The sequence below is a fragment of the Calditrichota bacterium genome, assembly GCA_013151735.1.
Taxonomy (GTDB): Bacteria; Zhuqueibacterota; JdFR-76; order JdFR-76; family BMS3Abin05; genus BMS3Abin05.
In genome coordinates, this window is sequence record JAADHR010000156.1 from 1 (window position 1) to 10,288 (window position 10,288).

At 45.7% G+C, this 10,288-nt stretch carries 23 protein-coding genes; all 23 read right to left on the minus strand.

Annotation, left to right across the window (positions count from 1 at the left end):
- A partial coding sequence (locus GXO76_11140; protein ID NOY78410.1) for a preprotein translocase subunit SecY occupies positions 1-817 on the minus strand: 817 nt, incomplete at its 3' end.
- Positions 814-1,254 (minus strand): 50S ribosomal protein L15, encoded by a 441-nt coding sequence (rplO, locus tag GXO76_11145; GenBank protein ID NOY78411.1) that lies wholly within the window; start codon positions 1,252-1,254, stop codon positions 814-816. The genes rplO and GXO76_11140, both read right to left, overlap by 4 nt.
- Positions 1,255-1,273: 19 nt before the next feature.
- Complete coding sequence (gene rpmD, locus GXO76_11150; protein NOY78412.1) at positions 1,274-1,459, minus strand: 50S ribosomal protein L30; 186 nt, start codon at positions 1,457-1,459, stop codon at positions 1,274-1,276.
- Positions 1,460-1,516: 57 nt separating this feature from the next.
- Positions 1,517-2,023, minus strand: a complete 507-nt coding sequence (gene rpsE / locus GXO76_11155; protein ID NOY78413.1) for a 30S ribosomal protein S5 — start codon at positions 2,021-2,023, stop codon at positions 1,517-1,519.
- Between the two features lie 82 nt (positions 2,024-2,105).
- Positions 2,106-2,489 (minus strand): 50S ribosomal protein L18, encoded by a 384-nt coding sequence (locus GXO76_11160; protein NOY78414.1) that lies wholly within the window; start codon positions 2,487-2,489, stop codon positions 2,106-2,108.
- Between the two features lie 26 nt (positions 2,490-2,515).
- A complete protein-coding gene (gene rplF, locus GXO76_11165; GenBank protein NOY78415.1) occupies positions 2,516-3,055 on the minus strand; it encodes a 50S ribosomal protein L6 in 540 nt (179 codons plus the stop codon).
- 23 nt (positions 3,056-3,078) lie between these two features.
- The gene (rpsH, locus tag GXO76_11170) at positions 3,079-3,477 is read right to left on the minus strand and encodes a 30S ribosomal protein S8 (protein NOY78416.1); all 399 of its coding nucleotides are present in this window, start codon (positions 3,475-3,477) and stop codon (positions 3,079-3,081) included.
- Between the two features lie 34 nt (positions 3,478-3,511).
- On the minus strand, positions 3,512-3,697 hold the full coding sequence (locus GXO76_11175; GenBank protein NOY78417.1) for a type Z 30S ribosomal protein S14: 186 nt from the start codon (positions 3,695-3,697) through the stop codon (positions 3,512-3,514).
- A 20-nt stretch (positions 3,698-3,717) separates the two neighbouring features.
- Complete coding sequence (gene rplE, locus GXO76_11180; GenBank protein ID NOY78418.1) at positions 3,718-4,269, minus strand: 50S ribosomal protein L5; 552 nt, start codon at positions 4,267-4,269, stop codon at positions 3,718-3,720.
- 30 nt (positions 4,270-4,299) lie between these two features.
- Positions 4,300-4,626 carry a 50S ribosomal protein L24 gene (locus GXO76_11185; GenBank protein ID NOY78419.1) on the minus strand — a complete coding sequence of 109 codons (327 nt, stop codon included), beginning with the start codon at positions 4,624-4,626 and terminating at the stop codon, positions 4,300-4,302.
- A 34-nt stretch (positions 4,627-4,660) separates the two neighbouring features.
- Positions 4,661-5,029 carry a 50S ribosomal protein L14 gene (gene rplN / locus GXO76_11190; protein ID NOY78420.1) on the minus strand — a complete coding sequence of 123 codons (369 nt, stop codon included), beginning with the start codon at positions 5,027-5,029 and terminating at the stop codon, positions 4,661-4,663.
- A gap of 41 nt (positions 5,030-5,070) precedes the next feature.
- Entirely contained in the window at positions 5,071-5,334 is a 264-nt protein-coding gene (gene rpsQ / locus GXO76_11195; protein NOY78421.1) for a 30S ribosomal protein S17, read from the minus strand.
- A gap of 14 nt (positions 5,335-5,348) precedes the next feature.
- Positions 5,349-5,579, minus strand: coding sequence for a 50S ribosomal protein L29 (gene rpmC, locus GXO76_11200; protein NOY78422.1), 231 nt, complete (start codon positions 5,577-5,579; stop codon positions 5,349-5,351).
- A gap of 2 nt (positions 5,580-5,581) precedes the next feature.
- Positions 5,582-6,004: a 50S ribosomal protein L16 gene (rplP, locus tag GXO76_11205; GenBank protein NOY78423.1), complete on the minus strand. Its 423-nt coding sequence runs from the start codon at positions 6,002-6,004 to the stop codon at positions 5,582-5,584.
- A gap of 48 nt (positions 6,005-6,052) precedes the next feature.
- Positions 6,053-6,682, minus strand: a complete 630-nt coding sequence (gene rpsC / locus GXO76_11210; protein NOY78424.1) for a 30S ribosomal protein S3 — start codon at positions 6,680-6,682, stop codon at positions 6,053-6,055.
- Between the two features lie 14 nt (positions 6,683-6,696).
- On the minus strand, positions 6,697-7,056 hold the full coding sequence (gene rplV / locus GXO76_11215) for a 50S ribosomal protein L22 (protein ID NOY78425.1): 360 nt from the start codon (positions 7,054-7,056) through the stop codon (positions 6,697-6,699).
- Positions 7,057-7,084: 28 nt separating this feature from the next.
- Positions 7,085-7,369 carry a 30S ribosomal protein S19 gene (gene rpsS / locus GXO76_11220; GenBank protein NOY78426.1) on the minus strand — a complete coding sequence of 95 codons (285 nt, stop codon included), beginning with the start codon at positions 7,367-7,369 and terminating at the stop codon, positions 7,085-7,087.
- 19 nt (positions 7,370-7,388) lie between these two features.
- Positions 7,389-8,210: a 50S ribosomal protein L2 gene (gene rplB / locus GXO76_11225; protein ID NOY78427.1), complete on the minus strand. Its 822-nt coding sequence runs from the start codon at positions 8,208-8,210 to the stop codon at positions 7,389-7,391.
- 34 nt (positions 8,211-8,244) lie between these two features.
- On the minus strand, positions 8,245-8,538 hold the full coding sequence (gene rplW, locus GXO76_11230) for a 50S ribosomal protein L23 (protein NOY78428.1): 294 nt from the start codon (positions 8,536-8,538) through the stop codon (positions 8,245-8,247).
- A complete protein-coding gene (gene rplD, locus GXO76_11235; GenBank protein NOY78429.1) occupies positions 8,535-9,164 on the minus strand; it encodes a 50S ribosomal protein L4 in 630 nt (209 codons plus the stop codon). The genes rplW and rplD overlap by 4 nt, the downstream gene beginning before the upstream one ends.
- An 11-nt stretch (positions 9,165-9,175) precedes the next feature.
- A complete protein-coding gene (gene rplC, locus GXO76_11240; GenBank protein ID NOY78430.1) occupies positions 9,176-9,796 on the minus strand; it encodes a 50S ribosomal protein L3 in 621 nt (206 codons plus the stop codon).
- Positions 9,797-9,825: 29 nt separating this feature from the next.
- Positions 9,826-10,134, minus strand: a complete 309-nt coding sequence (gene rpsJ / locus GXO76_11245) for a 30S ribosomal protein S10 (protein NOY78431.1) — start codon at positions 10,132-10,134, stop codon at positions 9,826-9,828.
- A gap of 63 nt (positions 10,135-10,197) precedes the next feature.
- Positions 10,198-10,288: elongation factor Tu (locus GXO76_11250; protein ID NOY78432.1), on the minus strand; the 91-nt coding region annotated here is incomplete at its 5' end.

A 10,288-nucleotide genomic window follows, 5' to 3' on the forward strand; every position in this document is an offset into this window, starting at 1 on the left:
TCACGCCAGCGGTGTTCACCCGCATCGGAATATGCGTGCTGTGTCCGCCGTAAATTTTTCGCCCGACCACACGTTTTGCATATTGAACAGGTATTTTTCGCGTACCTTGAGTCAACATGACCACCGCCGCTACCGTTGCAAACATCAAGGCCCACAGAAAAACTTCCATCAACAGGGCGCGGTTTCCGGCAATTAATTGTTGTGTTTCATCCAATACGGCATTTGGAAATCGGGCAATAATTCCAATAAAAATAATCAGGGAAATACCGTTTCCAATGCCCCGGTCATCGATTTGCTCACCAAGCCACATGATGAGAACGGTACCCGCAGTCAGTGTAATCATCGTAAGCAAGCGAAATCCCATACCGGGATGCGGAACAACCAGCAAACCCGACTGTGTAACCGGAATATTCTCCAGAAAGACGCTGACTCCGTACGCCTGCAGTGCCGAAATCAGAACCGTCCCGTAACGGGTATATTGGGTGATCTTTTTTCGTCCTTCTTCACCCTCTTTTTGCAATTTCTGGAAATAGGGAACAACCGCACCCAGTAACTGAATGATAATGGATGCGGAGATGTAAGGCATAATACCCAGGGCAAAAACGGTTGCTTTACGGAAAGCCCCGCCGGCAAACATATCGTAAAGGCCGAACAGGGTATTTTGCGCCTGAACAAAAAACTCACCCAGAGCCCGCGTATCAATTGAAGGCGTGGGAACGTGGCCTCCGAACCGATAAACAACGAGAATCCCCAAAGTAAAAAGAATCCGGCGTTTTAGTTCCGGTATCTTAAATATATTCTGGAAACTTTCAATCATAGAGTGATCGCCTTTCCACCAACAGATTCAATTTTCTTTCGAGCTGATTCACTAAATGCGTGAGCTGAAACCTCAAACTTTTTTGTAATTTCCCCGTTCCCCAATATCTTTACCGGCATGCTCTTTTTTCGTACCAGGCGGTTTTTGTACAAAAGCTCCGGAGTCACCTTTTCGACCCCTTCCAGACGTTCCAGATCAGATACATTTACAATCTGATATTCCTTTCGGAAAGGGTTATGAAATCCCCGCTTGGGAAGTCTGCGCTGAATGGGCATTTGCCCGCCTTCAAACCAGGCACGAAATTTTGCACCCGAACGCGATCTCTGACCCTTGTGTCCCTTGGTGGCTGTTTTGCCATGCCCCGATCCCTCACCACGGCCAATTCGCTTCTCTTTATGTTTTGATCCGCTTGCGAATCGTAAAGATCCTAAATTCATATCACCCTCGACTTTTTGGCTAATCGACTTCTTCCACTTTCAATAGGTGTTCAATTGATTTAACCATTCCCAATATCTGGGGGGTTGCCTCGTGTATTACCGAATCGTGCATTCTATGAATTCCCAATGCAACCAATGTTCGTTTTTGTTTCTTGTTTCGATCGATTGCACTGCGAACCTGCGTTATTTTTAGCTTCTTTGCCATACGTCATTCACTCCAAAATCTATTTCTTCCGATTCGGGATTCAATTCAAATATTGAATCAATCCATTAAAAACATTTCCCTTACGGAGATGCCCCGTTTTTTCGTTACCGTGTCAATATTCAACATGCTCTCCAGGGCGTTCATCGTTGCCTTTACCACATTGTGCGGGTTCGTTGATCCCAGAATTTTGGCCAGCACATCTGAAATGCCCACCGATTCCATGATGGCGCGAACGGGCCCACCCGCAATCACACCCGTACCAGGGGACGCCGGCTTCAGGAATACCCGCGCCGCACCGTATTTTCCAATAATCGGATGCGAAACCGTTCCCTTGCTGATTTGAATATAAACCAGGTTCTTCTTGGCATTTTCTGTGGACTTGGTAATGGCATCCGTTACTTCATTGGCCTTTCCAAACCCCACACCGACATGCCCCTTGCCATCTCCAACAACAACAATTGCGTTGAAGCTAAATCGACGTCCGCCCTTTACGACTTTGGCGACTCGATTAATATGGACCACTCGTTCTTTTAAATCCAATTCACTGGGACTAATCCGTTCCAAAAGACCTCCTCATCACGATAAATTTTTTTGCTCAATTGATGCTCCCATTCTTTAACTTTTTGAAAGAACAGGAAGTAAAATGCTAAAATTTTAAACCACCCTCTCGGGCACCGTCCGCGACGGCCTTAACCCGGCCATGATAATTAAAACCATTCCGGTCGAAAACCACGGATTCAATATTCAATTTTTTGGCGCGTTCAGCAATTGCTTTTCCCACCACTTTACTGACGCCCACTTTTCCTTCTTTTTTTCGGATGTCTGCCAGGGTATCCCTGATATCTTTTGTCAAAGTGGATACACCGGTAAGCGTTTTGCCGGTTGTATCGTCAATTAGCTGAGCATAAATGTGTTTTGCACTTCGAAACACCACAAGACGCGGTTTTTCGGAAGTACCCCAAACCTTACGGCGAATTCTCTTTTTACGTTTGAGCCTGGCTAAACGCTTTTTTATATTTTTGTCTGCCATTTCACCTCATCCTATTTGAAAATCTATTACTTTGCGCCAGATTTACCCGCTTTGCGACGAACCTTTTCACCCGCATAGCGAATGCCCTTACCCTTGTAAGGCTCCGGAGGGCGAAAAGATCGAATTTTTGCCGCAACCAGACCAACCAATTCTTTGTCGATCCCACGCACATAAACCTGGGTATTATTCTCTACCCCCACTTCAATTCCTTCGGGTGGAATAAAAACAATGGGGTGAGAATAACCCAATAAAAACGTAATGCTTTTGCCCTTCTTTTCTGCGCGATATCCAACGCCCACAATTTCCAGCCTTTTCTCAAATCCCTTTGATACGCCAATGACCATATTATTTAAAAGCGAGCGGTACAGACCGTGCATGGAACGGTGCTGGCGGTTGTCCGTAGGACGCTTCACAAGCACCTCATTGGCCTGCATTTCCACCGTAATATCGGGATTAATTCGCTGTTCAAGCTCCCCCTTTGGGCCCTTTACTCGCACCGTATTTTTCTGAATATCTACTGTAACCCCTTCCGGAACAGGGATAGGGGCTCTACCGATTCGAGACAATGTTCTTTCCTCCTGATAACAATTTACCAAACATAGCAGAGTACTTCGCCCCCAACCCGCTCTTTTTTGGCTTGAAGGCCTGTCATAACACCACGCGACGTCGAAAGAATCGCAATGCCCAAATTATTCATCACGCGCGGGATATGGTCCGCATCCACGTACTGGCGCCTGCCCGGTTTGCTGATACGCCTTAAACCGCTGATAACGCCTTTTTCATTTTCATCATATTTTAGGTAAATACGAATCAGGCCTTGTTTTCCGTCATCAATATTTACATAATTGTTGATGTACTTATTTTCATATAAAATTCGTGTGATTTCCCGCTTTAAGTTGGACGCCGGGATATCCACTTTTTTATGTTCCGCTTTAATTGCATTCCTAATTCGTGTTAAATAATCTGCAATTGGGTCTGACATTGACATAAGTTATTTCTCCTGATACCCACTTTTTTAATTTCTACCAACTGGCCTTGGTCACACCAGGAATTTCTCCGTTCAAAGCCAATTCTCTAAAGCAAATCCTGCAGAGTCCATATTTCCGAATATACCCTCGGGCACGACCACAACGCTTGCAACGATTATATCGCCTGACTTTATATTTGGGGGGCCGATTTGCTTTAACAATCATCGATTTTTTAGCCAAAACTCCATACTCCTTCTTCATTAACGTTTGATAAAAGGCCAACCAAATTCTTTTAACAATTCATACGCTTCTTCATCGGTTTTCGCCGTTGTGCAAATGGTAATATCCATTCCACGAACCTTTTCAACCTTATCGTAATCGATTTCAGGAAAAATGATTTGCTCCCGAATACCCACGGTGTAGTTCCCATGCCCGTCGAAGGATTTATCAGGCATTCCGCGGAAATCGCGAATTCTGGGAATGGCCATGCTTATTAACCGATCCAAAAATTCGTACATGCGATCCTTGCGAAGGGTTACTTTGCATCCAATTGGCATTCCGGCTCGCAGTTTAAAATTTGAAATGGCTTTTTTCGCTTTTCGGATAGACGGTTTCTGGCCTGTAATAGCCGTCAGATCAGCCACAGCCCATTCCAGGGTTTTGGGTTCCTGGGTGGCTTCGCCCACCCCCATATTGACCACAATTTTCTCTATCTTAGGAACCTGCATTGTATTTTTATATTTAAATTTATTTTGCAGAGCAGGTGCCACTTTTTCTTTATAAATATTTTTCAGTCGAGGAACGTAATCCATGAATAGATTCTCCACACTCATTATATCATCTTATGAAACGACTATCATTTCGCCGCAATGTTTGCACACTCTTGCACGCGATCCATCTTCTAATACCTTGACACTGATGCGGGTTGGATTTCCGCAGCTCGGACAAACAACCATCACATTTGAAAAATGAATGGGGCCTTCTTTTTCGATAATTCCGCCCTGCGGATTATCCTGCGAGGGTTTTGTGTGTCGCTTGATAAAGTTCACACCCTCAACAATAATTTGCTGCTTTTTCGGAAATACCTTCAGAACCTTTCCTTCAAGCCCCTTATCTTCACCCGCTATCACATGAACAATGTCATTTTTTCGGATGTTGAATTTTGAAATCGGCTCTCGTTTGTTGCTCTTAAAAAGTCCCACCTTACAACACCTCCGGTGCTAATGAAATGATTTTCATAAATTCTTTTTCGCGCAGTTCACGAGCGACTGGGCCGAAAATACGCGTTCCCCGCGGCTCTAACCGATCGTCAATCAAAACGGCTGCATTCTCATCAAATCGGATGTAGGATCCATCCTGACGGCGAACTTCTTTCTTCGTGCGAACCACCACGGCTTTACTCACATCGCCCTTTTTAACGCTGCCCCCGGGAATGGCTGACTTAACCGTGACGACAATAATATCACCAATGCTGGCGTATTTCCTTCGTGTCCCGCCAAGTACGCGAATACACATGACCTTTTTGGCGCCCGTGTTATCCGCAACATTTAATTTCGTTTGTACCTGTATCATTTTTTTCCTCTTGCCCTTCTCAAAACAGCCAAAACCTGTTGTTACTTGGCCCGTTCAATAATCTCACTCAATCTCCAGCGCTTTTTCCGGCTCAAGGGTCGAACCTCCATCACTTTCACCACATCCCCGATATGCGATTCATTCTTTTCATCATGAACCATAAACTTCTTCGTCTGTTTGATATATTTCTTATAAAGCGGATGTTTCACAGATCGCTCGACCTTTATTACACGTGATTTATCCATTTTATCACTTACAACAGTGCCGATAATGATGCGACGATTTCCTCGTTTGTTTTCTGTCATTTTCACACCGATTCCTAATTACTTTCAGTATTTTCTGTTGCAATTTGCTCACGCTTGCCTGTTTCATATTCATGAATAACCGTTTCAAGGCGAGCAATGTCTTTTTTAACAAGTCTAATTCGCATGGGGTTGTTTAACTGGCCAAGGACCTTCTGAAACCGAAGGTTTGACAGTTCCTCCCTGGCATCCTCCAGGCGAATACGAAGTTCTTCAAGCGGCAATTCGTTTACTTCATACATTTTCATAATTACATTCCCACACTTTCTTCAGCCGTTATAATTTTTGTTTTAATGGGCAATTTATGCGATGCCAACCGCATCGCCTCTTTTGCCACATCTTCCGGCACACCCTCCAATTCAAATAGAATGCGGCCGGGTTTTACAACAGCTACCCAATATTCAGGCGCCCCTTTTCCTTTTCCCATTCGGGTTTCAGCAGGCTTTTTTGTAAAAGGTTTGTCGGGGAATATCCGTATCCAGAGTTTTCCTCCCCTTCGGACATGTCGAGTGATCGCTACACGCGCGGCTTCGATTTGCCGACTGGTAATCCAGGCAGATTCCAGAGCCTTTAGCCCGTAGCTTCCAAAACTTAATTTGGATCCACGGTAGGCTTTGCCTTTCATCCGGCCTCGCTGCACCTTTCTATATTTTACACGTTTTGGCATTAACATGAGTTACGTCACTCCTTTTGTTATCGAAATCGTCTTTACCTAAATTTCTCAGGCGCCTACAACCTCGCCTTTGCAAATCCACACTTTCACCCCAATGCATCCGTAGGTGGTAATCGCTGTGGATATGGCGTAATCGATATCTGCACGCAGGGTATGCAGTGGAATTCGACCGTCTTTATACTGTTCGGTTCGGGCCATTTCAGCTCCGCCCAACCGGCCGCTGCAAATAATTTTGATACCCTCTGCTCCCATCCGCATCGCGGCCATGATGGACTTTTTCATGGCACGTCGATAGGAAATCTTCGCCTCCAACTGATGGGCAATATTTTCTGCCACCAGGTAGGCATCCAATTCCGGGCGCTTGATTTCATTCACATTCAATTGAACATCTTTTCCTGTTACCCGCTGAAGTTCTTCCTTCAGCTTATCCACCTCAAGACCCTTTCGTCCAATCACGATTCCGGGCTTGGCCGTGTGAATGGTGATTGTAATGTGCTTGGGAGTCCGATCAATTTGAATCTTCGAAATACCAGCATTTTTCATTCGATTCCGAATGTATTTGCGTAACTTCAGATCTTCTTGAAGTTTATTTGCAAAGTTTTTCTCGTCAAACCAATTCGAATTCCAGGTCTTAATAACACCTAATCGAAATCCGATAGGATTAGTTTTTTGACCCAAAAGTGAATCCTCCCTTATTTTCTTTTGTCCGTCTCTTCTGCTACAACAATTTTAATGTGACTGCTTCTTTTCCGTATCGGCATCACACGACCCATTGAGCCCGCACGAAACCGTCGCATGGTTGGACCTTCATCGATACGTATTTCTTTCACGTAAAGCTCCTCAGGTTCGATCCGGCCGCTTTCTTCCTGATTGTTCACCAGATTTGCAACCGCCGAACGCAGTGTTTTTTCCAATGGTAAGGAAGCCGATTTCTGGGTAAATGTTAAAATGTTAATGGCGTCATCGACGTTCTTCCCCCGAATCAGCTCCGCCACCTGCCGGACCTTGCGAGGAGAAATACGAACATATTTTGTTAAGGCAAATGCTTCCATTCAATCAATCTCCAACCCGTTAAAAAACCTATTTTCTTCCAGCCGATCGTTCTTTTTTCCCGCCGTGCCCGCGAAACGTCCGGGTCGGTGCGAATTCACCCAATTTATGTCCCACCATATTTTCAGTGATGAACACAGGGATAAATTTACTTCCGTTGTGCACCGCCAGTGTGTGTCCCACAAACTCAGGCGAAATAGTTGAACGTCGGGACCAGGTTTTCACAACTCTTTTCTGTCCGCCCTCATTCATCTTCTGGATACGCTTCAGAAGTCTTTCCTCAATAAAAGGGCCTTTTTTTACCGATCTTGGCATTCTTGCACCTCTTTAAAAACTATTTGCGTCGTTTTACAATATAATCGTCTGACTTTTTCTTTTTGCGGGTTTTCCACCCCTTTGTTTTCCATCCCCAGGGGGATGTGGGATGATGCCCGCCCGAGGCTTTCCCCTCTCCTCCGCCCATCGGGTGATCGATGGGATTCATGGCAACGCCGCGAACATGAGGCCGCCTGCCAAGCCAGCGAATGGCTCCAGCCTTTCCGTAAGAAATATTTTCATGATCCAAATTCCCTACCTGTCCAATAGTTGCCCGGCAGTTCAAATGAACCAATCGTACCTCTCCCGAGGGCAATTTCAGATGGGCAAATTTACCCTCTTTCGCCACCAGCTGGGCATAGGAACCGGCACTGCGGGCCAGTTGCCCGCCCTTTCCGGGTTTTAATTCCACATTGTGGACAAATGAACCCAGCGGGATACTGCTCAAAGGCATGGCATTTCCAACCCGAATTTCGACCTCTTCACCTGACATCAGCCTATCATTTACCTGGATGCCGTTGGGGGCCAAAATATAGCGCTTTTCGCCATCGGCATAAAATAGCAGGGCCAGATTAGCCGACCGATTCGGGTCATAATGGATCGCCGCCACGCGGGCCGGAATATTATCTTTATTGCGTTTAAAATCGACCACACGGTATTTTCGTTTATGACCACCGCCCCGGTGCCGAATCGTGACCCGGCCCAAATTGTTCCGCCCACCGGTTTTGTGGAGGGGCTTTACCAGCGAGGATTCAGGTGCGTCATCTGTAACCTCGTCAAATCGAACAATTTTCCGGAAACGCAACGATGGTGTAACCGGGTTATAACTCTTTAATGGCATGAATTCCTCCGATTTCCCTTCATAAAACTCTCATTTAAACCGCACCGGCCACATATTCAATAACATCTCCCTCCTGCAGGGTAACAACGGCCTTTTTCCATTTGGCGGTTTTCCCCTCATACCGTCCCAATCGACGGAGTTTCCCGGGCATGATCATTGTCCGGACGGATGTTACGGTTACGTCAAATTTATTTTCAATCGCTTTTTTGATTTCAATTTTGTTTGCCCGAAGATCAACCTGAAACGCATACTGATTGTGCGTCTCTTTTAAATTGGTCATTTTTTCCGTCAGAATGGGCCTGATAATGACATTATAGGAATCTTTCATTCTCCAAACACCTCTTGTAATTTGGCCACAGCACTTTTCTGAATCACAATCACTTCATTGTCCAATAATTCATAAACAGAAGCCTTAACCGCTTCCTGGATGCGAAGCTTTGGAATGTTGCGACCCGCCAGGTTCAGTTTTGAATCCGGTTCCGGAATCAGCAAAAGCGTCTTTTTATCATGAACTCCCAGTTTTTTCAGGATTTCGTAAACATCTTTTGTCTTTCCCGACTCAACGGTAAAATCGTCGACCACCTTGATGTTCCCCTCTTTTGCACGATAGGACAATGCAGAACGCCGGGCCAGTTTCTTGACCTTTTTGTTCACTTTCATCACATAGGGATGAGGCTGAGGGCCAAAGATTGTGCCGCCGCCGCGCCATATTGGCGAACGCGTGGAACCTGCCCTGGCTGTTCCTCTGCCCTTCTGGCGCCAGGGCTTCTTGCCTCCGCCAGATACCAGAGCCCGATTTTTTGTGGCAGCTGTGCCCTGCCTGGAATTGGTTAATTGAGCTTTTACAGCCAAATAGATTGCATGGTCATTCGGATCAACCGCAAAAATAGTTGCGGGCAGCTCAAAATCTTCAGCCACTTTGGTTCCGTCTATTCCATAAACATCAACTTTCACAATACCCTCATCTATTTTCTAATTTCAACATAGCTATTCACTGCACCGGGAACTGCTCCCCTAATCAGGATAAGGTTCTGTTCCGGATACACACGAACAACTCGCAGGTTCTTTACCGTCACACGGGCATTCCCCATACGCCCGGCCATTCGCGTCCCTTTTAAAACCCGGGAGGGATAAGACGATTGTCCGATTGATCCCGGCGCACGAAGTCGATCGCTCTGGCCATGAGATACCGGACCGCCTCCAAAACCGTGACGTTTGACAACACCCTGAAAACCGCGTCCTTTGGATTTTCCGGTTACCTTTATCCGATCGCCGGGATTAAAAAGGGTAACATCCAGTTTGTCTCCCGGTTTCAGATTTTCGATATGATCAAAATCGCGAAATTCTTTTAAGACATAAAAGGGATTTACATTCGCTTTTTTGGCGTGGCCAATTTCAGGTTTTTTGGCTCGACTCTCTTTCTTTTCTTTAAATCCGAGCTGAACGGCCGAGTAACCATCCGTCTCCGGCATTTTGACTTGCGTTACATAGCAGGGGCCTGCCTCAATTACCGTCACGGCAACATGCCTTCCGTCCTCATCAAAAACTCGGGTCATTCCAACTTTTCTACCAATTAAGCCAACCATGTTTATTCTTCCTCAACTCTTCTGTTGAATCATACCTTGATTTCTACGTCAACACCAGCCGGCAATTCCAATTTCATAAGAGCGTCGATCGTTTTTGGCGTCGAATTCAAGATATCGATCAAACGCTTGTGAATACGTGTTTCAAACTGCTCACGCGATTTTTTATCGACATGCGGTGAACGCAACACCGTATAAACGGAGCGTTTGGTCGGCAAGGGAATGGGGCCTGAAATGGCCGCCCCGGTCGATTTTGCCGTCCGAATAATTTTATCCGTCGATTTGTCAATCAATCGATGATCGTACGCTTTTAGTTTAATTCTAATTCGTTGACCCGGCATCTAATACTCTCCACATTAATTTACTTTTATAGATATGGCTCGATTTTGAGCCAAGAGAACACGTTATTCGATTATTTTAGAAACAACACCAGCACCCACGGTCCGACCGCCTTCCCGAATGGCAAACCGAAGCCCTTCTTCCATGGCGATCTCG

What these genes read in the sequence shown, in the direction of transcription:
- rplO (NOY78411.1), bottom strand. Translation starts at nt 1,254, where the DNA reads ATGAATTTAGGATCTTTACGATTCGCAAGCGGATCAAAACATAAAGAG.
- rpmD (NOY78412.1), bottom strand. Translation starts at nt 1,459, where the DNA reads ATGGCAAAGAAGCTAAAAATAACGCAGGTTCGCAGTGCAATCGATCGA.
- GXO76_11160 (NOY78414.1), bottom strand. Translation starts at nt 2,489, where the DNA reads ATGGCAGACAAAAATATAAAAAAGCGTTTAGCCAGGCTCAAACGTAAA.
- rpsH (NOY78416.1), bottom strand. Translation starts at nt 3,477, where the DNA reads ATGTCAATGTCAGACCCAATTGCAGATTATTTAACACGAATTAGGAAT.
- rplE (NOY78418.1), bottom strand. Translation starts at nt 4,269, where the DNA reads ATGGATTACGTTCCTCGACTGAAAAATATTTATAAAGAAAAAGTGGCA.
- rplN (NOY78420.1), bottom strand. Translation starts at nt 5,029, where the DNA reads ATGATACAGGTACAAACGAAATTAAATGTTGCGGATAACACGGGCGCC.
- rpsQ (NOY78421.1), bottom strand. Translation starts at nt 5,334, where the DNA reads ATGACAGAAAACAAACGAGGAAATCGTCGCATCATTATCGGCACTGTT.
- rpmC (NOY78422.1), bottom strand. Translation starts at nt 5,579, where the DNA reads ATGAAAATGTATGAAGTAAACGAATTGCCGCTTGAAGAACTTCGTATT.
- rplP (NOY78423.1), bottom strand. Translation starts at nt 6,004, where the DNA reads ATGTTAATGCCAAAACGTGTAAAATATAGAAAGGTGCAGCGAGGCCGG.
- rplV (NOY78425.1), bottom strand. Translation starts at nt 7,056, where the DNA reads ATGGAAGCATTTGCCTTAACAAAATATGTTCGTATTTCTCCTCGCAAG.
- rpsS (NOY78426.1), bottom strand. Translation starts at nt 7,369, where the DNA reads ATGCCAAGATCGGTAAAAAAAGGCCCTTTTATTGAGGAAAGACTTCTG.
- rplB (NOY78427.1), bottom strand. Translation starts at nt 8,210, where the DNA reads ATGCCATTAAAGAGTTATAACCCGGTTACACCATCGTTGCGTTTCCGG.
- rplW (NOY78428.1), bottom strand. Translation starts at nt 8,538, where the DNA reads ATGAAAGATTCCTATAATGTCATTATCAGGCCCATTCTGACGGAAAAA.
- rplC (NOY78430.1), bottom strand. Translation starts at nt 9,796, where the DNA reads ATGGTTGGCTTAATTGGTAGAAAAGTTGGAATGACCCGAGTTTTTGAT.
- rpsJ (NOY78431.1), bottom strand. Translation starts at nt 10,134, where the DNA reads ATGCCGGGTCAACGAATTAGAATTAAACTAAAAGCGTACGATCATCGA.